Below are 24,880 nucleotides of genomic sequence, written 5' to 3'. Positions count from 1 at the left end.
TCACTATAATTATGTGATTGCTCCCTTTTTTTAAAATAATATTAGGAGGGTATATATTTTGCAATATGAAAGCAATGTGTTAATATCTCCAAGATTAGATTATCGTATGACCAATCAATTAAAGGATTTATCAAGAAGTTTGGAAGTGCCTAGTGTAAGAGAACTTCAAGCCTTAATTGAGACTATAGAATATGATCAGCCATTTTTAAAATCTATAACTATTGGTACGAGTAATGAAAATGAGATGGTTAACGCTGCATTTCATTTAAAGTCTTTGATTGAATCTACATGGTATGAAAATAAGAAGTCCGAAGTGTATGTTAATGTTGTGATTTGGAAGAATCATGTAGGTTCATCTAAAAAGTATGTTAATAAGTTTGTATCAAACTCACCTGATGTTTGGATTACGCTCGGTTCACAAATAGGATTTTGTAATGTAGTAAAGCGATTGTATCGCACTGAAAAATGGGATTCGAAAAGAACCTATTGTTTGAGTTCATTGTTATCTCAGGCGATGATAAATATAGTAGGAGTAAAATATTTCGAGGGTATAAATGGTATAAATTACCATGGAGAAATTTATAAAGTTGAAAATGGATACATTACATCAAATCCTAATTGTTTTGCTGAGCCTTCTTTTTTCTAATAATAATAAATAAAATAGTGGTAATACATATGAGTAATGAACTCATAACATACTTAAAGTAATTTGTTGATTTTTGACCAGTTTCAGGAAGCTTTTTTGTTTCTGAGTTGGTCTTTTTTTCTTTTTCAGAAGTGGATTGGTTAGAATGGTTAGGAATTAAGAAATCTTTAACTACTGATATTTGATAAGACTGTGGGTTGTTTTGATTATGATTTAAGCTATTTGTATTAGGTGGGGATTGTTGATTCTCGTGGTTATTATCTAATTGATTGTGTTGTACGGAATCTTGAATAAAAGGTGATACAGATTTGTTGTCAGAATTGAATGTATAATATTTATCATCTCCTATTGAAATTGATGAATGAGTATCTATTCCGTTAATTTTTACATCGAATGCGGTGTCTCTAGGAATATTTGAAGGAATGTTAATTGTAGTTGAACCCTCATTGTTAGTCTTACCTATAAATTCTTGGTTCTGTGCTAAAAGTTTAACTTCTACATTACTTAAAGGTTGATATGTTTTGGAAAGTACTTCGATTGTAATATTTTGGTTATTTATAGAAGGTGTATTACGAATTTGAGAATCAGAAGAAGTTAATTGATATAACTTATTAGGTTCAACAGTAAAAGTCTGTTGATTTGAAGTAGTTAAAGTATAATGAGGTTTAATATTCTTATTTGGAATTTCAACAAAAGCCAGTCCATCTGATCTAGTTGTTAGATGCTTAACTTCATTATCTAACTGAAGCTGAAACGTTTCATTAGATATAGGCATATTGCTCGCAGTTAAGAATTGAAATCCAATCGGAGTCATATCAGTACTTGCGTAAGTGACATGAGTCATATTGAGTGATGTAGCTACAAAACAAACAATACTGTAAAGAAAGATTGAAAACGTCTTCATCGGGTCCTCCTTTCTTGCTTATTTAACTATTATCATATGATAGCTATATTATTGCATAACTCGCTTTAATATTCAAGTATTATTTTATTCTTTTTTTATAAGAATTTATTTTTATCTAAAGATGAGTTAAATACATGCTTTTAACAAAATTGTATAACCTATATTATCTTCTGTTTTGCAAGAGAAATAAAAAAAGCGTAAAATAAAAGCATAATTTAAAAGGGGATGTTAAATATGAAATGTGTAAGTTGTAATCAAGAAATGATAAATGACCTTCGTATAAACGTTCCAGGAACTTTAGTAGATGTGAGATTAATTAAAGAAGAAGAAAATGAAGACATATTAAAAAAAGCGATTGCTATACCTAAAGCTGCAGTTTGTTTAAAATGTGGCGAAGTCAAATATTACATAGAGGATATAGAGTCGTTTAGAAATGCTTTAGATCAAGTGTAAATCAATTAAATAATCTATATAAATAAAAACAGAGAGAACTTTTATACACTAAAAGTTCTCTCTGTTTTCTATTATTAAAAAGAATATCTCAATATTTAATTATATCTTTTTGATGTTTCTAACTGATGCATAACAATGTTCACCATTATTAAAGTAAACAGTACGATCTTTCGTATCAATTGTATCAACGTTATTTCGATTAATAACATAACTGTTATGACATCTAAAGAATCTATCATCTAAATTCGATAAATCCTTTAAACTACCATAAAACTCAATTTGTCTATTATCAAGATGAGCAATTAGTCTGTGCGATTTCGTTGAAGATTCAAAAAACATGACATCATCATATTCGACGTAAACTGAATTACTACCTCTAGTTAATTCTATTTTTTCAACATTAGTATTTTTAGATAACATACCTAAACGAATATAAGCAGTATCTAAACAGTCTAATACTCTAGTCTTTAATTGATCAGGATCATCTTTAAAGATGAAATCCATTGCTGCTACTTTATAAACGAACGTTAAATATGTTAATTCACTATGACTCGTAACAAAAACGATATTACCAATCGGATCATATTTACGTATGTTGCTCGCTAAAGTAATACCATTTATGTCAGCATCAAGTTGAATATCTAGAAAATAACAGCCTATATCATTCGCTGTTTTGACATACTCTAAAAGTTCGTAAGGATCATGAGTAGCAAGTTCAATAGACATTTCTTTTTCTTCAATCATAATGTAATTATTTATAATCGTTTGCATACGTTCTAATTGTTTCGGGTCATCTTCACAAATGACGATTTTCATCGAATCACTTCCTCAGTGCTATCATTTAAAATTTCAAGCTTTTGAATAAAGTATTGATTATTGATAAAAGTGTCTAAGAAAACATGATCCGTTTTCTCAGTAATTTCTTTCAACGTCGTTAAACCAATACCACGTTTACGACCTTTAGTAGAATAGTGATCTTCAAATAACTTATGTACTTTTGGAGTATCTTTAGAACATTTATTCATGAATACAAGTAATATAGATTCATCATTTTTAATAAAAGCAATTTGAATTGTAGGATTATCTACAAACTCAGAAGCTTCAATCGCATTATCCATAATGATTCCAATACAGCGACTCAATTCAACAATGTTCATATTTATATGATCAATCTGTTCAGTAATCTCAACACTAATATTGATATTCTGTTCCTGAGATTGAATAATTTTTGTAGTTAATAAACCTTTAATTTCTCTCACATGTAAATTTTGTAGCCCATTAATTTTAATCGCATTTACTTTCATATCATCATGAAGGTGCGCTATATTTTGATCAAAATAAACCCTTAATCCTTCCATATCATCTTCTCTAATATAATCAGATAATGTTGCTAAAATATTCACATAATCATGACGAAACTTACGCATTTCATTATTAATTTGTTCAATCTGCAACGTATATTTATAATATTGATTAATCTCTTTTTTAGTACGCTGTAAAGCCATTTCGCGCATAACCGTGAAAGAAATTAAAATTATAAAAATAGCAGCAACACAAATATATATGACATAAAATAAAGTCTGAAATTCGAACTCTTTTTCGGTACTATATGTCTTTGGCATATATATATAAAATACAACGAATGATAGTGAAAGAAATGCAGCTAATAATATTAAATAAATACGGTTATTATACAAATAACTGATTTTAAGTCTATTCATTAATTCTCTAATTACAATAGCAATTGAGACTGAAATTATTAAGTGAAAGACAAAATATAATATATGAATAGAAATGTCATTAGGTTCAATGTTAAATAACAGTCGATTTAGTAAAGATGATAAATAATCTGAAGCTACTGAAATAATAATTACTAATAAAGTATTTATTATCCCAAATATTCTAAATTTATTGTAGAAAAAGAAACCTAGAAAAGTAATAACAAATATTATTGATGCAACACCAATAATAAAATACAAAGCAAGAGAAGGGATCATGTATCCCATCAATAGAATGACATAATCCCTTTTTGAATATCGATAATTTTGAGTTATAGCCAGTAAAACTACAAATAAAGTAGTTTGAAATAGACCATATATAATAGTTTCTGTAATTGTTAAATCCGCCATAATCTTACACTTCCCTAAAACAATCTTATTGTTTTTCTTTTAATAATTCCGCTGGTACTTCTGTTTCATCTAAGAATACGTTACAACCTCTAATTACCGCTTTTTCACCAATTGCTGAAAGGATATTTGATACTGATTTTGAAAATAAACTAGTTAATAAATTCATGATAATGTTTCCTCCTCTTTGTAAAATATAGGTAATAGTGATACTGCTTCGAAGATCAATCCTAAGCATACTAATTGTTGATACGGTTCTTTTATGAATAATGAAAGAACTATCAATATAGTAGCGACTATGATTGATCTTAGTTTAAGTCCTTTTTTCCATTTGCCTAATATGGGATGTTTCTTTGTTTGCATTGGTGCGTACTTTATTATAATAAGATAACCAATTAGTGCTAGGGCAAGGAATGCCCAATACGACAAGTTAGTATTTATTATAATAAGTGGCGCCAATACAAACATTATGATGCTTTGTATTGTGCATAAAAAAGTGGACTTAGCGTGTGCACCAAACGCGAAATATCTAACGGCAAAATAACTAAGATGAACAATAAGTGTGTATAAAAATATATGGCATAGAAGGGCGGCACCATATATGACTACAGTCTTCATGATATTCCCTACAAATACTTCTAGTCCATACTTTACCTTTAAATAACTAACATGATCTAGGTTATTTGAATTTTGAAGATTTGCTGCAATCTTATCTATTTGTGTTTGTACAGGCTGATACATAGCGGCCCTCCTTCATTATGATTATAGAACAAATTGATTTACATTTTACTTCTTTTGCCTAACTGTATTATTTTAATGCCTAACTGTTTGAATTACGAATATATTTGTATTTTAACATAATATCAGTGCAGTTAAGAACTTAAAATAATGACTTAGGGAAAATATTAAAAACACTTATCAAAATAATATAAGATAATATATGACTATTATATTTTATAGATTAATTTATAAATCTCAAATATAAAGGGGGATACTTTATGGCAGGCGATATCGTAAATGCTATTGGTAGTATTTTTAATTGGTTTCTAGAAATTTTCAGTGATATAAGTAGTTAAACTTCTAAAGTCTTATATATGAATTTAGAATATTAAATTATACAACGTGTACCATTAGGTATGCGTTTTTATTATAGTTATTGAGCGTTTTCATGTAGAATGATATTAAAGATAAATTTAGGGAGGATTTTAATTTTATGAAAACGAAAGGTTATATTGGTAGTTACACTAAGAAGGATGGTAAAGGGATATATAGATTTGATGTAGATGAAAATGATCAAACTATTGAAAAGGTAGAAGTAGGCTATGAAGTTGAAGCATCTACATATATTACACAACATAATCAGTTTTTATATGCTATTAAAAAAGATGGTGAAGATTGTGGGGTTGCCAGCTTTTTAATTAATGAAGATGGTAGTTTAACTTTTATAAATGATTGCTTAGCTTCTCAAGAAGGTACAGGTTGTCATATTTCAGTTTCTAATGACGGTAAATACTTATTTGAAGCTGTATATGGAGCAGGTCTTGTTAGAATTTATAAACTTAATCCTGATACTGGAGAATTAGTTGAGTTAATTGATTTTTATCGTGGAGAAGGACAAGGGCCAAATGAAGCGAGACAAGAAAGTAGTCATATTCATTATGCTCAACAAACACCAGATTTAGATTTTATTGCTACAGTTGATTTAGGGGCAGATGTTGTTAGGACATTTAAGTTTTCTGATGAAGGACTAGAATTAGTTGAAACATTAGAAGTACAAGCAGGTAGTGGACCAAGACATTTAGCGTTCCATCCAAGTGGTGATTATGCATATTTAGTAAGTGAAATGAGTAATACAATTCAAGTGTTATCTTATAAGAACGGTGTATTTGCTGAGATTAGTCCAAGATTAATGACTATACCTGAAGATTTTGATTTAAATTCACAAGTTGGTGCAGTTAGATTAAGTCATGATGGTCAATTTATTTATGTTTCAAATAGAGGTCATAACAGTATAGCGGTATTTAAAATATTAGGTGATGGCGCCAATATTGAAAGTGTAGAAATAGTTACAAGTGGTGGAACATGGCCAAGAGATTTTAATATCACACCAAGTGATACTTTCTTAGTAGTGGCACATGAACATTCGTATAATTTAGTTTTGTTTACTAGAAATAAAGAAACAGGTAAATTAACAGAAATAGAAAATGAACAAAAAGCTTCAGAAGGCGTATGTGTTCAATTTATATAACAATGGTAGGTGATTAGCTTTGAAAATTGCATTATATCAAATGCATGTTATACCAGGTAAACCAGAAGAAAATATTCAGAAAATAGATCAATGGTTCGATCAACTTGATGAAGATATCGATATAGCGGTATTACCTGAAATGTGGAATACATCATATCGATTAAAAGATTTAAATGAACTTGCTGATAATGATGGTGAAGTTATCCTTCCTTTTTTACAAAAGAAAGCTAAAGCGCTCAAAAAACATATTGTTGCTGGGTCTATTGCTTATAAAAAAGATCAAGAAATTTATAATAGAGCCATTGTCATCAATAAAGAAGGTAGTTGCATTAACACCTATGACAAGGCACATTTAGTACCGATGTTAAATGAACATCATTATTTAACGTCAGGTGAAAAAAAGCCTACAGATTATAAATTAGATGAAGTCGATATGGGTACAATTATATGCTATGACTTAAGGTTTCCAGAATTATCTCGCTCTTTAGCATTAGAAGATGCAAAGGTTATATTTGTACCAGCACAATGGCCAAAGTCAAGAATCGATCATTGGAAAGCATTACTACGTGCTAGAGCAATTGAAAATCAAGTTTATGTCATTGCGTGTAATAGTGTAGGATTTTGTGATGAAAATGAATTTGGTGGTAACAGCTTAGTATATGGTCCAGATGGCACATTAATGGATAGTTTATATTATGAAGAAGATACTTTAATTGTTGAAATAGACTTTGAAACACAAGAACAAATTAGAGAAGCAATTCCAATATTTAATAGTCTAAGAACTGATTTATATTAAGAAGAATGAGGCTGAGACAATAATTTGTCCAGCCTCATTGTATAGTTAAAACTATTTTCATAATCTACTTGGCTATGGTACAGTCTCAGCATGTAGTCTTCGACTTGTACTGTTTCCACAGTCGTGTAGGTTATGAAAGTGTCTTATAGTGGTTATATATGTAAGTTTATAGAAACCTGTTTATAAATGTTAGTTGAAGTGAATGGAGATGATTGTTTGGAAAGTAATATATCAGTTCAATTTAAAAATGTTGAATATGAAATTGAAAACTCTAAAATATTAAAAGAAATAAATGCTGAAGTTTATAAAGGTAAGTTGACATCTATTATAGGACCTTCTGGTGCTGGGAAATCTACTTTATTATCTTTAATAAATTTATTAAAATCTCCTTCTAAAGGTGACATTTTGATAAATGATGAAACAATTAATTCATATAATCCGATGGAATTAAGAAGAAAAGTACAATTAGTTTCTCAAGAAGCTACTATGATTAAAGGGACTGTTAAAGATAATTTAGAGCTTCCTTTAACACTTCAAAATAAAAAGATGACAGATGAAGAAGCGAAATACTTTTTAGAAAGAGTGGATTTATCAGTAACTTTTTTGAATAAAAATAGTAAAGAGTTATCTGGAGGAGAAAAACAAAAATTATCTTTAGCACGTGCACTTGTTAATAAACCAGAAGTTATTTTATTAGATGAGGTAACGTCTGCACTTGATAGAAATTCTAAACAAGCGATAGAATTGTTACTCAAAAAAATTAATAAAGAGCATAATGTAACGATGATTTGGGTGACGCATGATATTAATCAGGCTTTAAGATTGAGCGATTATGTTTGGGTTATGATTGATGGAGAAGTAGTTGAAGCTGATATTGTTGAAAATATTAAACATACTAAAAATTCTGAGGTCAGAAATTTTATAGGAGATAAAGTATTATGAGCATAACATCTATAATATTAATGTTTATTTTTATCATCATTCCGATAGTCTTATCTAAGAGTTTTAATTTAGGATTAGAAAAAGATACTACAGTCGCTGCAATACGATCTTTCGTTCAGCTATTAATTGTAGGTTATATATTACAATTTATATTTGACCAAGATAGTTATATATTTATTGTATTAATGGTCATACTCATAATTGGTGCAGCAACTCAAAATGCAAGGAAAAAAGGGTTGGAAATACCAGGCATTACATGGAAATTATTATTAGCTTTTATATCCATTGAAATCATTACGCAAGGGATATTAATAGGTTTTAATATAACACCTGCTACAGCACAATATATCATTCCTATAAGTGGAATGATAATAGGGAATTCTATGGTGCTAAGTATATTATTTTTAAATAGATTTATGTCTGAAATAAAACAAAACGATAACATAATAGAGCTTATTTTATGTTTAGGTGGAACACCTAAACAAGCGATTCATAAGCAGTTAATTACATCTATTCAATCAAGCGTTATACCTACAATAGAACAACAAAAAACAATTGGTTTAGTACAGTTGCCAGGCATGATGAGTGGTCAAATTATTGCTGGAGCTGATCCTTTAGAAGCTGTGCTCTTTCAAATATTAATTGTATTTATGCTGTTAACGGCAGCTACTATGACAAGTGTAATACTAGGGTTTTTATCGTATCCAACTTTGTTTAATAAGAAGCAGCAATTAATAGAAAAGCATTTCAAATAAAAAAGCTAGGACAATTAAATTGTCCCAGCTTTTTTATTTTTTAAACATTGCTCTTACATATTTACCTTTTCCTTTATAAGGGGGGAAAAGTACTCCTGTTTCAAGTTTAGTTGTTTTGAACATTATGCCTTTTTCATTACTAAATAATTCAAATGAGGCTTTACCATGGTATTTACCTATTCCTGATAGTCCAACTCCACCAAATGGCAAGTTATGATTACCTACATGTAAAAGGGTGTCATTTATGCAACCACCGCCAAATGAAATTCTTCTTACTACTTCATCAGTATGATTCTCATCTTCACTAAATAAGTATAAGGATAATGGTTTTGGTTTGTTCTTAATGAATTGTATTGCATCTCCAAAGGCTTCATAAGTCATGATTGGAAGGAGTGGACCGAATATTTCATCTTCCATTAGAATGTCATCGAATTTAACATTATCAATGACAGTTGGCTCGATATAGCAATGATCTAAATCAGAATTGCCACCATAAACGATATCACCATTTGTATTTTCTAAAAGATGTATTAATCTATCAGTATGTCTTTCATTAACAACTCTACCAAAATCTTCACTGTCTTGAGCGTTTTTGCTGTAAAATTCTTGAATTGTAGACTGTAATGCTTTTATAAATTGTTGTTTTATAGAAGCATCGATAATGACGTAATCAGGTGCTACACAAGTTTGACCAGCATTAATGAATTTACCAAAAGCAATTCTTTCAGCAGCTACTTTAATATTGGCAGTCTTATCAACTATAGCTGGGCTTTTTCCACCTAATTCAAGTGCTACAGGAATCAACTGTTTACTAGCTTGCTCGTATACACTTTGACCAATTTTTGTTGAACCTGTAAAGAACACAAAATCAAATGGAAAAGTTAATAATTCTTCTGTAACCGTTTTGTCACCAGTAACACAAGAAACGAAAGAAGGATCAAATGATTCTTCAATTATTTTTCGAACGATTGCACTGACATTAGGTGTTAATTCTGATGGTTTTACAACAGCACAATTACCGGCTGCTATAGCCCCGATTAAAGGTTCAATGACAAGTTGGAAAGGGTAATTAAATGGACCAATAATTAGAACTGTACCATATGGTTCATATACTGTATAACTTTTACTAGGGAAAAGGAAAACAGGTGTATTAGCATTGTTTTTACTGGCTAAACCCTTGACTTCTTTTAACATGAAAGAGATACTTTTATAAATATAACCGATTTCTGTTGCATAAGATTCAACTGCATTTTTGCCTAAATCGTGTTGCAAAGCTTCTATTAATTGACTCTCATTTGATTTAATAGATTTTTTTAGTAATCTTAATTGTTTTTTTCTAAATTTAATATCTTTGGTAATATCGCTATCGAAGAACGATTGGATATTTTCAAATTGATTTGCTATAGACAAGATTGATAACCCCTTTATACTTCTGTTGTTTATATTTTAACAATAGTTATAATTAAAAGCGAAGTCTTTATTTATTAAAGACCATTTTATTAAGAATATATTATGAAAAGGTGAAACTATATGAAATTTGGATTTATAGGTACGAACTGGATTAGTGACAAATTCATTGAAAATGGTAGTCAAGTAGAAGGTTTTGAGCCATATGCTGTATTTTCACGTACAGATGAAAGAGCAAACTATTATAAAGAAAAGCACCAACTAATTGAAACATTTACAAATCTAGAACAATTTTGTGAATCACCAAACTTTGAAGCGGTATATATTGCTTCGCCTAATGCATTTCATTTTGAGCAGGCAGCATTAGCCATAAAAAATAAAAAGCATGTCATAATCGAAAAACCAGCAACTATAATCCAAGCACAATTTGAGACCCTTTCAAAACTTGCTAGTGAATATAATGTTACTGTTATGGAAGCAATGAAGTCAACATTATTATCACCATTTGTAGAATTTACAAATGCAAAAATTGATATTGGTGAAATACGATATGCAGATTTTCATTATCATCAATATTCATCAAGATATGATAAATATAAGAATGGTATTGTTGAAAATGCATTTAAACCAGAACTTGGTAATGGTGCATTAATGGATCTTGGAGTTTATACTGTAGCGCCAATTATACATTTGTTTGGTATGCCTGAAAATATTCAAGCAAATGGATTTAAACTTGATACCGGAGCAGACGGACAAGGAAATGCAATACTCGATTTTAATACATTCCAAGCAACAATTAGTTATTCTAAAATATGCGATAGAGTTAGCCCTTCAGAAATTATTGGAGAAAATGGTTATGTGATGATAGATAAAATTAGCGCCCCGTCTAATATAAAAATGTTTAATAGAGATGGAGAGCTGTTGAACGAGTTTACAGGGGACGAAACATATACAATGAAAGAAGAAATTATAGAATTTATGAAATGTGTCAAAGAAAATAAAATAGAATCAACTATTAACACACATGAAAGAACATTAAACACTATAAAAGTATTAGATGAAATAAGAAAGCAAATAGGAGTAGAATTTAATGTCTAAAAAAGTTTTTGCGATTGTAAGTATTCTATGTATAGTTATATTATTAATGGTTACATTAGTTCCATTTAAACAAGAACCATCTTCAACAACTAGAGTTGTAGTTGATCATTTTAATCATAAATATGCTTTTCCAAGCTGTTATGATTATGAAGAAGCATCAAATTACATAGATGAAGTTACTTTAAAAGACGCACAAGACTTAAAATATCCACCTATAAATAAATGTACAACAGAGAAAGCTAAGCCACAGTACAAATCATTGTTAAAGAGATTGCTGGAAAGTACCGAAATATAATATTCTGGAATTAATACTTCAATATCTAGTGACAATGTTTTAAGAGTTATGCTTTAAATTTTTATAAATTCATGTAAGTAACTTATAGAACTACCATCAGAGTGCCAGCAAAGTCTTAGAACTTTGTTGGTATTTTTTATGCGCATGCTTTCCGCGGGCATGTTCTCAGCCTGTAGTCTTCGAATCATGCATTACCCGGCGCACTTTTAAGAGTATCAGTATAAGCAGGTTTAAGAGAAATTGCTGATAAGAGTATCAGTAAAAGCAGGTTTAAGAGAAATTGCTGATAAGAGGTGCAGTATAAGCAGATTTAAGCTAAATTACTTATAAGATTAGCCATAAAACCAGCTTTGATTACAAATAAAAAGTGCCTAAATTGAGAGCGATTTTGTGAAGTGCTGACGCCTGAGGGAATAGTATGCGTGAGAGACTACAGGCTCGAACCATACCCCTAGGCAAGCATGCACGAACAAAATCGCAAGATTGTATAAAAGGTAGGCAAGCATGTACGAACAAAATCGTAAGATTTAAAAAATAAGCATATCACTGTAAAACTGAAAAATTCAGTTAAGTGATATGCTTATTTATTTTGAGTTAGGAATTATATCCGGACTCTTATCATTATTTTTTTAATACGTCGTGTGTGCTTTGGTCTTTAGTCATAACATCTTGAACGTAAGGGCATACTGGATCAATAACTTTACCTTCTGATCTTGCTTTATCAATTACAATATCAACTAGCTTTCTAGCCATTCCGTGACCTCTTAAAGAAGGGTCTACAAATGTATGATCTACAACGAGCGTCTTACCATCCAAATCTTGATACGTAATTTCTGCCTCAAAATCATTTTCCGAGTTACCTACATAAAACTTGTTTGTACCTTGTTTGATTTCCATTGCAATCACACTCCTTATAAATTATTTACCTAATAATTCATCGATTGGTGGTACAACTTGTTTCTTACGTGACACAACGCCAGGTAATACTGCTACATTACCATTTAATTCAGTATTAAATGCTTTTGCAATAGCTTGTTGTTCTTTACCTAAAGCAATCACTGTTGAATCACTGTTTAATATATCAGTAATAACAAATACGAATAAATCGTATTGTTCATTTGCAATTATTGCGTTGATTTCATTTTCAACATCTTCTTGAATTTCAAGAACTTCATTTACGTCTACAGTGTTAACTTGAGCGATACGTACAAGTTTGTCACCCATGTTGAATGATTTAGCATCCATATTTAATAAAAATTCTGGTGTTTTACCTTTAACTGAAGCACCAGCTTTAAGCATTTCTAATCCATATTCATTTAAATCAACATTGGCAATTTTAGCTAATTCTTCACAAGCTTTTTTATCTTGGTCTGTACATGTTGGTGATTTAAATAGAAGTGTGTCAGAAATAATAGCTGAAATCATTAATCCAGCAATTTCAGGTTTAATTTCTATACTGTTTTCTTTGTACATTTTTTTAAGGATTGTAGTTGTACAACCAACTGGTTCAGCTCTGTAATATAATGGGGCACCAGTTTCAAAATTACTAATACGATGATGATCAACTACCATTGTTATAGTCGCATCTGTAATATCATCTGCACTTTGTTGGAATTCGTTATGGTCAACTAAAATAACGTCTTTACCTTTTAAAGGTGTTTCTAATAATGCAGGTGCATCAACTTTGAAATAATCTAATGCGTATTGTGTTTCGTCAGAAATTTCTCCAAGTCTAACTGCTTGAACATCATTTCCAAGTTCTTTTTGTAAATCTTCCATTACTAATGCTGAAGCAATAGTGTCTGTGTCTGGATTCTTATGTCCAAATATAAATGTGTTTACCAATGTAAATTCTCCTTTAGCTTTGAATATTCTGTCACTTTATTTTACCACGAACATCTTGTCTATTCTACAAACGCGCCTATACTATTTTCAAAATGTGTAAGTGCCCAATCATGTCCAGCTTGATTAAATGAGGCTACACAATTTTTAGGAATACGAATTTTATAATTTAGATTATAAGCGTCTATAGCAGTATGGAGTACACAAATATCAGTACAGACACCAACTATCTCAACAGTATCCACTGCTCTTTCTCTTAACAAACTATCTAGATTCGTACCGAAAAATGCACTATATCTTGTTTTATCTAACCAAAATACATTTTTGGAATTTTGGATTTCTTCGTATTGAGATTTTAATGTGTTGTATAATTCTCTACCGTTCGTTCCCTTTATATTATGGGGTGGAAAGAGTTTAGTTTCAGGATGATAAGGATCATTTTCAAAATGGTAATCCATTAAATAAAAAATTAAATCTTGATTAGTATTATAATCTTCAATTTTGTTATATATATTTTTTTCGATTTTTTGACCAGGTTTACCACAAGTTAGTTTCCCATCAGTAGCAACAAAATCATTTGAATAATCTACAACTATTAATGCTTTCTTCAATTAAATTCCCCCTAATTGTCTATAATTTAATTTCAGTGTAATATGAATATATATGAAAGTATACGCTATATTAAGGTGGTTATGAAGTATGAAGAATATAGTTAACGTGAAAAATTATGGTGCTAAAGGTGGGTGTGGGTTAACCGATACAATTGGTATCCAATTAGCATTGTTACAAGCAAGAAAAGGACCAGTAACTGTTTATATCCCAAAAGGTGTTTACCATATCATTTATGAATTAGTTATTTATGAAAATACAACACTTATTCTAGATGATGAGGCAACTCTTATAAGAAAATCATCTAATGCAATGTTGAAAAATGGTCATAAATTTAAAAAATACTATGGATATAACGGCCATAGTAATATAAATATTATTGGTGGAACTTTCGATGCGTATGGACATACTAATAATACTAACAACACGATTATGTCGATTGGTCATGCTAGCAATATTCAAATTCATAACGTAACTTTTAAAAATGTTGTAGGTGGACATGCAATTGATGCGTGTGGTTTAGATGGTTTTTATGTGAGTGAGTGTAAATTTTTAGGATTCCGAGATGATAGTGGTAAGAGACTATTTAGTGAAGCGGTACAGATAGATATACAAACTAAGGGTGCATTTCCTAAGTTTGGAGCACCTGATGGTACGATTACTAAAAATGTCATAATAGAAAACTGTTATTTTGGAAACTCTGGAGACCCTAATATGTCAGCATGGAATAGGGCGGTTGGCTCACATGCAAGTATGTATAATGCGTTTTATGAAAATATTCATATTCAAAATAATACATTTGAAGGCTTAGGAGATTTTGCGGTTACACTTTTAAAATCAAAAGAAACAACAGTAACAAATAATACATTTATTGATTGTGAAGGTGGCGTCCGCTATTTAGCAGTACCGACCGGTAAATATTCATTAGATATTAATAAGTTTGATAGAGGTGGACAAGCAGGTTCAGCATTATTAATTGGAGAAAATACATTTAAAAACATTAAAAGTAAACAAAGTATTCTTGTTAAGAGTTATGAAAAAGTTAAGAATAAAGATATTTATATTTTCAATAATCATTTTGAAGGAGACACTTCAAATAACATTAAATTCATAAAATCAACTGATATATATTTGATGAATAATAAGAATTTAACGCGCATTGACAAAGATAAAGTAGATAGACTAATACAAATATAAGAGGTGTATCTAATGAATGAAATAGAAAGTTATATTGATCAAATCGATGCAAAAAGAAAAGAAGCTTATATTAAATTGTATGAAGTAATTCAAGAACATCTTCCAAGTGGATTTGAACCAGTATTACAATATGGCATGCCTACATTTGTAGTACCACTTAATACTTATCCAAAAGGTTACTTAAATAGAACTGACGAACCACTGCCATTTATTAGTATAGGCGTTCAAAAAAATCATATTGCCTTATATCATATGGGATTGTACGGAATGGAAGAACTCAAAGAATGGTTTGAACGTGAATATGCAGAACGAGTTCCAACGAAATTAAACATGGGTAAAAGTTGCATCAGATTTACAAATACAAAAACGATTCCCTATGATTTGATTGGTGAGTTGAGTGAAAAAGTTACAGTAAAAGAATGGATAAATAAATACGAAACGGGTCATAGAAATAGTGAATAAATAAAAGAGTGGGACGAAGAAATCTTTTTATAAAATCAGATTTCTGTCCCACTCTTTTTATATATGTTTATCAAAATTACCTAGTACTTTCACATTAAATTCTAAAGTTTTCAATATCGTAATAACTTTTTTCATTTCTACATCATCTGCACTACAATCAGCTTGTACAAAGAAATGATACATTCCAAGTTGAGTCTTTAGTGGACGTGATTCAATCCATGAAAGGTTAATGTTAAATAGTGCAAATGTATTTAATATACTTGCTAGTAGACCAGGTTTATCTTGGTCTGGAGTGATTAATAGTATACTGTCTGTTGCTTTTTTAACTGGTTTTTCTTGAGCAGATAGTACTAAAAACCTTGTTGTGTTATGTGGATAGTCTTCAATATGTTGGTGTAGAGCGATTATTTCATTATTGGTTTCTTCTAAACCAATTGGTGCAATTGCAGCAGTATGATCATCTATCTCATCTAAACTTTGTACAGTACTGTCTGAATACCGATATGTAAAGTTATGATTTTTTATGAATTTTGAAGTCTGATTAATAGCTGGTGCAATTGAAACGACTTCATTTATATCTTCTAATTTTGTTCCTTTTTTAACATAAAGTGAAAAGGAAATGTCTAAATGTAATTCATCTATAACATGAATTTTTTGTTCTGTTAATGAGTCTGCAATTATGTTGATCGTTCCTTCTATAGAATTTTCTATAGGAGCAATTGCTATATTTTGTGGATCTGTTTCTATTGCTTTAACAACTTCGTATAAATTTGATTTTGGTATATATTCTTCTATTTCATTTTGTTTATATTTTAATGCAGCCATATGTGAAAATGTTCCTAATGGCCCTAAATAATATAATTTCATAAAAGACTTCCTTTCTAATGGAATGGACAACCTTGTTCTGTTTGTTTATATAAAAAGTTAGGACTTCTCATTTCATTATCATAGCCTTTATGATAATTATGTACAAGTGAGGGTGAAAGAGGGGGAGCTAGCCAACTCCATTTACCTGTAACTTTTCTATTAACATTATTTTCATTGTCTTCGAACTTTTTAAACTGCTTTGATGCGTTGTAATGATCTACTATTGAAACTCCAGATTGTTTAAACGAATGAAAAACAGCGTAGTTAAATTCTACTAAAGCTTTATCTCTCCAATAACTTGATGTTGTTGATGTATCTAAATTAAAAGATTCAGCTATATCTTTCAATTTGTCATAACGATATTCATCTGTAAAGTTTCTAACCCCAATTTCAGTTTCCATATACCAACCATTAAAAGGAGCAGTATGATAATAAAGCCCACCAATTTCTAAATCCATATTAGATATGATAGGTACTGCATACCATTTTAATTGCAACTTTTCTAAAGCAGGAAATTGCTCATGTTTGATTGATACTTCTTTAATTAATCCTTCAGTATAAGAGTGGAATTTCAGCGGTTGTTTATTAATACGATAAATAAGTGGGAGTATATCAAAGTCAGAATGCTTACCTTGCCAATTTAGGTGTTGAGCGAGTTGAGTGGTTTCTCTCGACTTAGGATCACCATAATTTTCATACCCAGCATATCGGATAAGCTGTTCATTCTTAATTTCAATTTGATTAGAGTATATACTAATCATAGGTTTAATTTTGCCATTATTCGTAGCTTGTTCAATATGTTCTTCAATAGAGTGTAGAAATTGTTTTTCACTATTGATATGTCTTAAATCTCTGACAGTTAATTTGTCCCAAAAAAGGCGTCCTATACATCTATTAGAATTTCTCCACGCTACTTTAGCACCATACTCAAGTTCATCTTTATTATGTGTATATGTTCCTGTTTGATTAATTTCATCTTGTATTTCTTGAATTCTTTTATGCGCTTTTGTTTCATCTATATTAAGTTCTTTATACATATCTATAATAAAAGTAGTCGCTTTTTCTTGTATCATAATTACACCTCTATGTACTAGTATAAGCGACTACTATATTTTGGCAATATGTGATTTATGACAAATTACCAATTATTAATATTCTTGCGTTCACCTTTAAAATTACCTGATTTTTTGTGACGTTCTTTCAATACATCAACTACTTCTTCAAATTTCACGCCTCGATCATGAAGAAGAACAAATAGGTGGTAAAGTACATCTGCTACTTCATTAGTTAGTTCCAAGTTATCATGTTTCATAGCAGCTATAACAACTTCGAAAGATTCTTCACCAAATTTTTTTGTGATTTTATCTATACCTTCAGATAACAAATAGTTAGTATAAGATTTTTGATTATTTGAGTTTGCACTTTCTTGAATTGTTGACTCTAACGATTCAAGAGAATAAGGTTCATCGGTATTGAAACAACTAATCGAACCAGTATGACAAGTTGGTCCATCTGGATTAACTTGTAATAAAATTGTATCTTGGTCACAATCTAATTTTATATCTAAAACATGTTGAATATTATTTGAAGATTCACCTTTTTTCCAAAGACGATTTTTACTTCTTGAATAAAACCAGCACACTTTTTCTTGAACTGTTAAGTTATAAGCTTCTTCATTCATATAGCCAAGCATTAGTACTTGACCTGATTGGTAATGTTGCAATATTGCAGGCACTAAACCTTTTGAAAAATCAGGTGTTAATTGACTCATCGTACATTCACTCCTTCTTTAGATAAATGTGTTTTAACGGCTTGAATTGTTGTTTCTTTATCATGGAAGATACTAGCAGCAAGTCCAGCTGATACGTCTGTTTCTGTGAATAAATCGACAAAATGTTGACTATTACCTCCGCCTCCTGAAGCTATGACTGGAATGTTTACGAGTTTAGTAATTTCACTTAATAATTTGTGGTCGAAGCCTTGTTTAACACCATCATAATCCATACTTGTTACAAGCAATTCACCTGCGCCTAAACTTTCTACTTCTTTGACCCAGTCTAGCACACGTTTATCTGTTCTTTGTTTACCACCGTGAGTATAGCAATACCAATCTTGAAGTTGTTCTTCCCACTTAGCATCAACAGCTATACAAATACATTGTTTTCCAAACTTGTCACTTGCTTCACGTATGAAATTAGGATGACGTAAAGCACTTGAGTTTAAAGAAATTTTATCAGCACCATGATTTAGAAGGGTAGAAATATCGTCTAGAGTACTTATGCCTCCACCAATAGTTAGAGGAATAAAAAGTTTAGAAGCAGTTTGACTAATAATATCTAACATCATTTGATGTCCATTTTCAGTTTTAGATATGTCTAAAAACACGAGTTCATCTGCTGCTGCTTCGTTATAATATTCTGCTAATTCGACTGGGTGTCCTATATCTCTTAATCCTTTAAATTTTATACCTTTAACGACTCGACCATCTTTTACATCTAAACAAGGGATGATTCTTTTCTTGATCATGAAATACCCTCCCAGAATTCATCAGTATTTGCTGCTTTTCCAACTATAGCTGCATGGACGTTTAATTGATTAAGTTGATCGATATCATCTTTGTTTCTTATTCCACCAGATGCAATAATTGGAATTGAAGTTGATTGCACTAATTTGCCAGTTAACTCAAAGTTAGGTCCAGATAACTTACCATCTTTTGATATGTCAGTATAAATAATACCTCCGATTGGAAGATGTTCAATTCTTTTAATGAAGTCGAATAGATTCATACCTGCATCTTCAATCCAACCGTTTAATTTGATTTCTTCAACGTATGCATCAACAGATAAATAAATTTTGTTTGGAAACTGGTTTGTAATTTGTTTTAACCAATTTAAATCTTGAATGCCTTTTGTTCCGACAATGATATATTCTATTCCTTTGTCGAAATATGATTGAATCGTGTCGATACTTCTAATGCCACCACCAACTTCAATTGGTAAATGTGTTAAATTAACAAGTTGTTCTATGTAGTCCGCTTCTGTTGGTTGCTGTTTTTTTGCTCCTATTAAATCGATAACATGAATTCTAGAGACTTGGTCAAATTTTGAATAGAAGGCGATGGCTTCTTCGGCTGTGCGTGCCATGGATTCCTTTGAATCATATTTACCTTCAGTTAATCTCACACTTGTTGAATCAATTAAATCAATTGCTGGCCATATTTCAATCATTTAAAAACCCCTCTTTCAATGCTAAATCTAAAATTTCAAGTCCATAGTCACCACTTTTTTCAGGATGAAATTGAATGCCAATAATATTTTTTTGTTGAACAATTGCAGTAATCGGTTGCCCATAATCTGCAGTCGCTATAACAGGTAAATTAGTTGAAACGTGATATGAATGTATAAAATAAACATCACCATTTAATATAGGATGCTCACTTTGTAAATTATTCCAACCTAAATGTGGTACTGGATAGGGACTTTCTATAGGGTTAACTTTACCTTCAAGTAGACCGAGTCCTTTAGTAGCACCTTCCTCGCTAAATTCAAATAGAACTTGCATGCCTAAACAGATTCCAATAATTCTATGTGTATCTTTTATTTCATTAAGTACTTTATCTAAACCACTTTTTTGTAATTGATTCATTGCATCTTTGAAATGACCAACACCAGGTAACACTACATGTGTACTATTTTTTATAGTCGTAATGTCTGATGTTAATTCAGCTTCATAACCTAAATGGAGAAGGGCACGTTCAATATTTTTAATATTACCTAAACCGTAATCGATAATTGCTATCATTATTCAATCACACCCTTAGATGATGGGACACCATCGAAATCATCTTTACTTAAGGCAATTTTTAAACTTCTTGCAAATGCTTTAAATATAGCTTCAATTTCATGATGCGTGTTACCACCTCTAATTAAATCTATATGTGTTGTTAATCTAGCATTAATTACAAGTGCTCTAAAAAATTCTTCTACAAGTTCAGTATCAAAAGTTCCAACTTTTTCACGAGAAAATTGTGCATTAAATGATAAGAAGGGACGACCGCTTATATCTGTTACAACACGCGCTAGGGTTTCATCCATTGGAATATAAAAAGTGCCATACCTACTAAATGATTTTTTGTCCTTAATTGCTTCTAAAAGTAATTGACCAATTACAATACCTATATCTTCAACTGTATGATGGTCATCTACATGTGTATCACCATCTACATTTACTTTTAAAGTTATCCCACTGTGAAAACTAAATAAAGTGAGCATATGATCTAAAAATCCTACACCAGTATTAATTTGAGATACTTCATCATTAAATAACAATTGAATATTAATATCCGTTTCTTTAGTTGATCTTGCTTTTTGATAAGTCATATCTTTGCCTCCATTCTTTTACGACTTTTTCTAAGTCTTCTAACTGTGGTTCAGTTGCGATAGAGTAGCGTACAGTTTGATTCATGTTAGGTTCATCATAAAACCTAGGTAAAAACCCTTTACTATAAATATATTTGCCTAAATCTTGAGCTAAGTTACCATATGTTAATACGAAATTTGTTTTTGATGGCAAAACATTAATAATGTCACTTACATTATTTTCGAATATTGTTCTAAGTTTTACACATAATTGTCTTTGTCGGTTCAATAAAGAGCTTACAAGGTCCTTATCATTAAATAGCGCAGTTGCTATTGTTAAAGTTAAAGTGTTTAAAGGATAGGGATGTGCAATACTATTTAAAGTTTGAATCGTTTTTTCTGTAGAAATAACTATACCAACTCTTAATCCAGCAAGTGCGAATGCTTTACTTAATGTTCTCATTTGAATGATGTGATCTTTCAATTCGATTTCATAAGCATCACCAAAATCTAAATATGCCTCATCAATAACAAAGTATCCTCCGATTTCCTTCATCAACTTAGAAATTTCTTCTAAAAATTCTGGAGAGTATTGAATACCTGAAGGATTATGTGGAACACTCATAATAAAAAATGCTGGTTTGATACGACGTATTTCATTTTTGATTTTGTCTAATGAAAATGTATAGTCTTGTTCAGCGTCAACATAATGGATAGGGCGATTAATTTGATGAGCATATGCTGTGTACATGAAAAAGTCAGGGTTCAATGTTAATACTGGACCATCTGGTAAAGCAATCATACATTTTTGAATCCATTCATCAGAACCATTTGCTGCTGAAATTTGATTAGGTGATAATTGATAATAATTAGCATAAGCATTTATAAATGCATCATATTCTTCATCAGGGTAAAAGTTAAAATCTGAATTGGATATAATTTCTTTTAATATTTCTTCATCCAAAGCAGGAATTGGACTTTCGTTTTTGTTAATTCTAATCATATTTCACGACTCCTCGTTGTTTGTTAATCTTACTTCTAATGATTGTTTATGTTGGTATAAACCTTCTTCTTCAGCTAATGCAATTGCACTCGGCGCAATTTCTTGATAAGCATGTTCATCAAGATGAATAACAGAGTGGCTAGTTAAGAAATCATTTACAGTAAGACCATTTGAAAACCTTGCTGTCTGATCTGTAGGTAGTACATGACTTGGACCTGCAGCGTAATCACCAATTGCTTCAGGTGAGTATTGACCTAAAAACATTGCGCCAACATATTTGATTTTGCCAATATATAAGTTTGGTTCAGTCGTTTGAATAGATAAATGTTCTGGTGCGATATAATTTACGACTTCAATCGTTTCATTAATATCTGTTGTTAAAATAGGATAATGAAAGTTTTTTATGCTTTTCTCAATAATGTTTTTTCTAGGTGCTTGATCTATTGCTTGTTGAAGCTTTTGATTAACTTTACTTATAAATGACTGATCTGTTGATAATAAGAAAGTTCGAGCTTGTTCATCGTGTTCAGCTTGAGCTAAAATATCTTGAATGATATAGTCCACATTTGAATGCTCATCAGCAATAAGTGCAATTTCACTTGGACCAGCTATTTGATCAATACCAACTACACCATATAGTAATTGTTTACTTAGTGAGACAAATTGATTACCGGGACCAACAATTTTATCTACTTTAGGTATTGATTCTGTACCATATGCAAGTGCTGCAATACTTTGAGCACCACCTACTTGAAACACACGATTTACCCCTGTAATATGACATGCTGCTAATATAGCAGGGTCAATGCCATCTTTTTGTGGTGGGGTAACAACTATGATTTCTTTAACATTTGCTACTTTTGCAAGAGTAGCTGTCATTAAAACTGTTGAAGGATAACTTGCTTTTCCACCTGGAACATAAATACCTACTTTTTCAATTGGATGGTAAAGTTGATAAGTTTGTCCTGTAGTTACATTTTCGTGCTTTATTTTTTGTTGAAACGCTTTAATATATTTATGACTCGTTTCGAGTGCTGATTTTAATTCATTTGAGATAAGATTAATACTGTTCTTAATTTCATGTTGAGGCACTTCAATTTGTTCTAGATCAATATTGTCAAATTTTTTATTATATTTAAATATTGCTTGATCTTTATTTGTTTTTACATCTTGAATGATGTTTTTTACACTTTCAGTATTACGCTCATCAGCAAGTCTGTCTTGCTCAAATTGTTTAATAAACTGTGTTTTAGATAGCATTGATAGACACCCCAATTTCTTCTATAAATGATTCGATCACATTAGATTTACTAAAGAAAGCATGTTTATTTGTTATTAATTTTGCATTTATATCCCCAATAGATTCTTTTTCAACAAGTCCATTAGATTTTAAAGTAGTGCCAGTTTGAACAATATCAACTATTGCATCAACCATATTCACAACGGCAGCTAATTCTACTGAACCAGATAGGGGAATGATAGAAACATCTTGTCCTTTATTTTTAAAATATGCTTTAGTAGTTTTCACATATGTTGTGGCAATTTTTTTATATTCTGTAACATCTGGTTTGCTTGCAACTGCAAAATGACAAAACCCAAAAGGTAAATCAACCAAGTTATTAACATTGAGTTTGTCTTTTTCATCAAGAATATCACTGCCCGTTATACCAATATCAGCAATACCTTGTTCAACATAAGTTGGTACATCATGACCTTTAACTAAGATAAATCTTACATTTTCGACTTGAATTTGCAGTTTACGCTCTCTTTTATTAAGCGCGTCTGACCATTTTGAATTTCCATTTGAATCTATAAATTTAATAAAATCTTTTAAAAGACGTCCTTTACTTAGCGCAACTGTTAACATAATAACCTCCTAAATTAATTTAATTGAATACCGAACCCGAAACCTTCTAAAGTACCGTTATAGTGTCCACCCGATGCAATAGGGTTACGATTATTATTTTGATAAAGTTGTATAAAACTTCCTACATAATATGATTTTGGAGGCATCGTTGTAATATCTAAATGGATATGATTAATGCCTGATGCCTCAAGAGTAGATTTCCAATACTGTAACGATTTATATGTTGGATGTTCAACATCAGCAAAATTCGTTAAGAAATCTAATTGATGATGTGTTGGTGTTTTTAATAGTTGAACTAAAGTATGGTTTTGAGAAAGTAATTTAGAAATTTTTGAAATATTTCTTTCACTTATTGCTAGAAATAATTCTTCAGTTTGTTCTTCTTTAGGCAATAAAAGGTCGAATAATTGATAATGACCAATAACTGCAAAGTCTACATTAAGTTCAAGTTCCTTTTGAATGAAATCATGAATGTACTGATAACATTGCAACATATCATTTCTTGTTGGATTAAATATCTCTACACCTAAATTAGTAAATATATGTTCATTAATTGAAATAGGACCAGCGTATGTAACACGAGATGCTTTTAATTGATATTCGCGGCTATAATGCTGAATTTGATCAGTCCAGTCATTTCTTAAACTATAAAAAGCATCACCATTTTTCCAAATACTTCTAGTATCTAGACTATTTAAATCATCCTGAGTCAATTGTTTCCATTGTAGTTTTTCAATGAAGTTCATATCGATGACTTCAAAATCTTTAGAACTAAAATACTTTAAGAACTTAAGTTCCTTTTCTTTCTTATTAATAACGTCATCTTTATATTTTACATAATCCATATTATAAACCTCGCTTTTACTCTCTACCAAGTTAAAGTATTTTTTTAATTATAAATGATACTATAACATGCATAAACTAACTAATCAATTGAAAGTTCTGAATATTTAAATTATCAAACAACTATAAATTAAAAAAACCAAATTGCATATGCAATTTGGT

At 30.5% G+C, this 24,880-nt stretch carries 30 protein-coding genes; 10 read left to right on the top strand and 20 right to left on the bottom strand.

Annotated elements, in window-relative coordinates:
* Positions 1 to 58 precede the first annotated feature (58 nt).
* Positions 59 to 646 (top strand): hypothetical protein, encoded by a 588-nt coding sequence (locus LQ608_RS09050; RefSeq protein ID WP_239751402.1) that lies wholly within the window; start codon positions 59 to 61, stop codon positions 644 to 646.
* Here the strand turns inward: LQ608_RS09050 and LQ608_RS09045 are convergent.
* Entirely contained in the window at positions 615 to 1,550 is a 936-nt protein-coding gene (locus LQ608_RS09045; protein ID WP_239751401.1) for an LPXTG cell wall anchor domain-containing protein, read from the bottom strand. The genes LQ608_RS09050 and LQ608_RS09045 overlap by 32 nt on opposite strands.
* A gap of 234 nt (positions 1,551 to 1,784) precedes the next feature.
* Between LQ608_RS09045 and LQ608_RS09040 the strand changes: the two genes are divergently transcribed.
* Positions 1,785 to 2,003, top strand: a complete 219-nt coding sequence (locus LQ608_RS09040; RefSeq protein ID WP_078358464.1) for a hypothetical protein — start codon at positions 1,785 to 1,787, stop codon at positions 2,001 to 2,003.
* Positions 2,004 to 2,102: 99 nt separating this feature from the next.
* Here the strand turns inward: LQ608_RS09040 and agrA are convergent, their stop codons facing one another.
* The 4 genes from agrA to LQ608_RS09020 are packed head-to-tail and all read right to left on the bottom strand — an operon-like array spanning position 2,103 to position 4,870.
* Positions 2,103 to 2,819, bottom strand: a complete 717-nt coding sequence (gene agrA, locus LQ608_RS09035; protein WP_078358465.1) for a quorum-sensing response regulator AgrA — start codon at positions 2,817 to 2,819, stop codon at positions 2,103 to 2,105.
* Complete coding sequence (gene agrC / locus LQ608_RS09030; RefSeq protein ID WP_239751400.1) at positions 2,816 to 4,132, bottom strand: quorum-sensing sensor histidine kinase AgrC; 1,317 nt, start codon at positions 4,130 to 4,132, stop codon at positions 2,816 to 2,818. The genes agrA and agrC overlap by 4 nt, the downstream gene beginning before the upstream one ends.
* Before the next feature lie 25 nt (positions 4,133 to 4,157).
* Positions 4,158 to 4,298, bottom strand: a complete 141-nt coding sequence (gene agrD / locus LQ608_RS09025) for a cyclic lactone autoinducer peptide AgrD (protein ID WP_239751399.1) — start codon at positions 4,296 to 4,298, stop codon at positions 4,158 to 4,160.
* Positions 4,295 to 4,870: an accessory gene regulator AgrB gene (locus tag LQ608_RS09020; protein WP_078358468.1), complete on the bottom strand. Its 576-nt coding sequence runs from the start codon at positions 4,868 to 4,870 to the stop codon at positions 4,295 to 4,297. Before LQ608_RS09020 ends, agrD begins: the two co-directional genes overlap by 4 nt.
* Positions 4,871 to 5,342: 472 nt before the next feature.
* On the opposite strand from LQ608_RS09020, the gene pglS reads away from it, so the two are divergent.
* The 4 genes from pglS (at position 5,343) to LQ608_RS09000 (ending at position 8,870) form a co-directional block, all read left to right on the top strand.
* Positions 5,343 to 6,377: a 6-phosphogluconolactonase gene (gene pglS / locus LQ608_RS09015; protein ID WP_078358469.1), complete on the top strand. Its 1,035-nt coding sequence runs from the start codon at positions 5,343 to 5,345 to the stop codon at positions 6,375 to 6,377.
* A gap of 19 nt (positions 6,378 to 6,396) precedes the next feature.
* The gene (locus LQ608_RS09010; RefSeq protein ID WP_239751398.1) at positions 6,397 to 7,173 is read left to right on the top strand and encodes a carbon-nitrogen family hydrolase; all 777 of its coding nucleotides are present in this window, start codon (positions 6,397 to 6,399) and stop codon (positions 7,171 to 7,173) included.
* 216 nt (positions 7,174 to 7,389) lie between these two features.
* Positions 7,390 to 8,115 (top strand): ABC transporter ATP-binding protein, encoded by a 726-nt coding sequence (locus tag LQ608_RS09005; protein WP_239751397.1) that lies wholly within the window; start codon positions 7,390 to 7,392, stop codon positions 8,113 to 8,115.
* Complete coding sequence (locus LQ608_RS09000) at positions 8,112 to 8,870, top strand: ABC transporter permease (RefSeq protein WP_078358472.1); 759 nt, start codon at positions 8,112 to 8,114, stop codon at positions 8,868 to 8,870. Before LQ608_RS09005 ends, LQ608_RS09000 begins: the two co-directional genes overlap by 4 nt.
* Positions 8,871 to 8,903: 33 nt before the next feature.
* Here the strand turns inward: LQ608_RS09000 and LQ608_RS08995 are convergent, their stop codons facing one another.
* Complete coding sequence (locus LQ608_RS08995; protein WP_481817134.1) at positions 8,904 to 10,283, bottom strand: aldehyde dehydrogenase; 1,380 nt, start codon at positions 10,281 to 10,283, stop codon at positions 8,904 to 8,906.
* Positions 10,284 to 10,400: 117 nt separating this feature from the next.
* Here LQ608_RS08995 and LQ608_RS08990 point away from each other — a divergent pair, with 117 nt between their 5' ends.
* Positions 10,401 to 11,375 (top strand): Gfo/Idh/MocA family protein, encoded by a 975-nt coding sequence (locus LQ608_RS08990; RefSeq protein WP_239751393.1) that lies wholly within the window; start codon positions 10,401 to 10,403, stop codon positions 11,373 to 11,375.
* Positions 11,368 to 11,670 (top strand): hypothetical protein, encoded by a 303-nt coding sequence (locus LQ608_RS08985; RefSeq protein WP_239751391.1) that lies wholly within the window; start codon positions 11,368 to 11,370, stop codon positions 11,668 to 11,670. The genes LQ608_RS08990 and LQ608_RS08985 overlap by 8 nt, the downstream gene beginning before the upstream one ends.
* A 621-nt stretch (positions 11,671 to 12,291) precedes the next feature.
* On the opposite strand, the gene LQ608_RS08980 is transcribed toward LQ608_RS08985, so the two are convergent.
* The 3 genes from LQ608_RS08980 to LQ608_RS08970 are packed head-to-tail and all read right to left on the bottom strand — an operon-like array spanning position 12,292 to position 14,123.
* Positions 12,292 to 12,567, bottom strand: coding sequence for a GNAT family N-acetyltransferase (locus tag LQ608_RS08980; protein WP_078358185.1), 276 nt, complete (start codon positions 12,565 to 12,567; stop codon positions 12,292 to 12,294).
* A 21-nt stretch (positions 12,568 to 12,588) separates the two neighbouring features.
* Positions 12,589 to 13,515, bottom strand: coding sequence for a manganese-dependent inorganic pyrophosphatase (locus LQ608_RS08975; RefSeq protein ID WP_239751390.1), 927 nt, complete (start codon positions 13,513 to 13,515; stop codon positions 12,589 to 12,591).
* Positions 13,516 to 13,574: 59 nt separating this feature from the next.
* Positions 13,575 to 14,123 carry a cysteine hydrolase family protein gene (locus LQ608_RS08970; protein ID WP_239751389.1) on the bottom strand — a complete coding sequence of 183 codons (549 nt, stop codon included), beginning with the start codon at positions 14,121 to 14,123 and terminating at the stop codon, positions 13,575 to 13,577.
* A gap of 88 nt (positions 14,124 to 14,211) precedes the next feature.
* Between LQ608_RS08970 and LQ608_RS08965 the strand changes: the two genes are divergently transcribed.
* Together LQ608_RS08965 and LQ608_RS08960 are read left to right on the top strand one after the other, a co-directional pair.
* The gene (locus LQ608_RS08965) at positions 14,212 to 15,318 is read left to right on the top strand and encodes a glycosyl hydrolase family 28-related protein (RefSeq protein ID WP_239751388.1); all 1,107 of its coding nucleotides are present in this window, start codon (positions 14,212 to 14,214) and stop codon (positions 15,316 to 15,318) included.
* Positions 15,319 to 15,330: 12 nt separating this feature from the next.
* Complete coding sequence (locus LQ608_RS08960) at positions 15,331 to 15,780, top strand: iron chaperone (protein ID WP_239751387.1); 450 nt, start codon at positions 15,331 to 15,333, stop codon at positions 15,778 to 15,780.
* Positions 15,781 to 15,837: 57 nt separating this feature from the next.
* Here LQ608_RS08960 and LQ608_RS08955 read toward each other — a convergent pair whose 3' ends face one another.
* From LQ608_RS08955 to LQ608_RS08905, 11 genes are all read right to left on the bottom strand, one after another.
* The gene (locus tag LQ608_RS08955) at positions 15,838 to 16,647 is read right to left on the bottom strand and encodes a prephenate dehydratase (protein WP_078358196.1); all 810 of its coding nucleotides are present in this window, start codon (positions 16,645 to 16,647) and stop codon (positions 15,838 to 15,840) included.
* A gap of 14 nt (positions 16,648 to 16,661) precedes the next feature.
* Positions 16,662 to 17,720: a nitric oxide synthase oxygenase gene (locus LQ608_RS08950; RefSeq protein ID WP_239751386.1), complete on the bottom strand. Its 1,059-nt coding sequence runs from the start codon at positions 17,718 to 17,720 to the stop codon at positions 16,662 to 16,664.
* 65 nt (positions 17,721 to 17,785) lie between these two features.
* Complete coding sequence (gene hisIE, locus LQ608_RS08945) at positions 17,786 to 18,418, bottom strand: bifunctional phosphoribosyl-AMP cyclohydrolase/phosphoribosyl-ATP diphosphatase HisIE (protein ID WP_239751385.1); 633 nt, start codon at positions 18,416 to 18,418, stop codon at positions 17,786 to 17,788.
* Complete coding sequence (gene hisF, locus LQ608_RS08940) at positions 18,415 to 19,173, bottom strand: imidazole glycerol phosphate synthase subunit HisF (protein ID WP_239751384.1); 759 nt, start codon at positions 19,171 to 19,173, stop codon at positions 18,415 to 18,417. Before hisF ends, hisIE begins: the two co-directional genes overlap by 4 nt.
* A complete protein-coding gene (hisA, locus tag LQ608_RS08935) occupies positions 19,170 to 19,874 on the bottom strand; it encodes a 1-(5-phosphoribosyl)-5-((5-phosphoribosylamino)methylideneamino)imidazole-4-carboxamide isomerase (RefSeq protein ID WP_078358207.1) in 705 nt (234 codons plus the stop codon). Before hisA ends, hisF begins: the two co-directional genes overlap by 4 nt.
* Positions 19,867 to 20,448: an imidazole glycerol phosphate synthase subunit HisH gene (hisH, locus tag LQ608_RS08930; protein WP_239751383.1), complete on the bottom strand. Its 582-nt coding sequence runs from the start codon at positions 20,446 to 20,448 to the stop codon at positions 19,867 to 19,869. Before hisH ends, hisA begins: the two co-directional genes overlap by 8 nt.
* Positions 20,448 to 21,026, bottom strand: a complete 579-nt coding sequence (gene hisB / locus LQ608_RS08925; RefSeq protein WP_239751380.1) for an imidazoleglycerol-phosphate dehydratase HisB — start codon at positions 21,024 to 21,026, stop codon at positions 20,448 to 20,450. The genes hisH and hisB overlap by 1 nt, the downstream gene beginning before the upstream one ends.
* Complete coding sequence (locus tag LQ608_RS08920; protein WP_239751377.1) at positions 20,998 to 22,008, bottom strand: pyridoxal phosphate-dependent aminotransferase; 1,011 nt, start codon at positions 22,006 to 22,008, stop codon at positions 20,998 to 21,000. The genes hisB and LQ608_RS08920 overlap by 29 nt, the downstream gene beginning before the upstream one ends.
* 3 nt (positions 22,009 to 22,011) lie before the next feature.
* Entirely contained in the window at positions 22,012 to 23,268 is a 1,257-nt protein-coding gene (gene hisD / locus LQ608_RS08915) for a histidinol dehydrogenase (RefSeq protein ID WP_239751375.1), read from the bottom strand.
* A complete protein-coding gene (hisG, locus tag LQ608_RS08910) occupies positions 23,258 to 23,875 on the bottom strand; it encodes an ATP phosphoribosyltransferase (RefSeq protein ID WP_078358216.1) in 618 nt (205 codons plus the stop codon). Before hisG ends, hisD begins: the two co-directional genes overlap by 11 nt.
* Positions 23,876 to 23,889: 14 nt before the next feature.
* Positions 23,890 to 24,720, bottom strand: coding sequence for an ATP phosphoribosyltransferase regulatory subunit (locus LQ608_RS08905; protein ID WP_078358217.1), 831 nt, complete (start codon positions 24,718 to 24,720; stop codon positions 23,890 to 23,892).
* Positions 24,721 to 24,880 lie beyond the last annotated feature (160 nt).

The sequence above is a fragment of the Mammaliicoccus sp. H-M34 genome (genome assembly GCF_022386495.1).
Taxonomy (GTDB): Bacteria; Bacillota; Bacilli; order Staphylococcales; family Staphylococcaceae; genus Mammaliicoccus; species Mammaliicoccus fleurettii.
The sequence above is the reverse complement of the archived record's forward strand: the minus strand, read 5'-3'. Positions and strand labels throughout refer to the sequence as shown.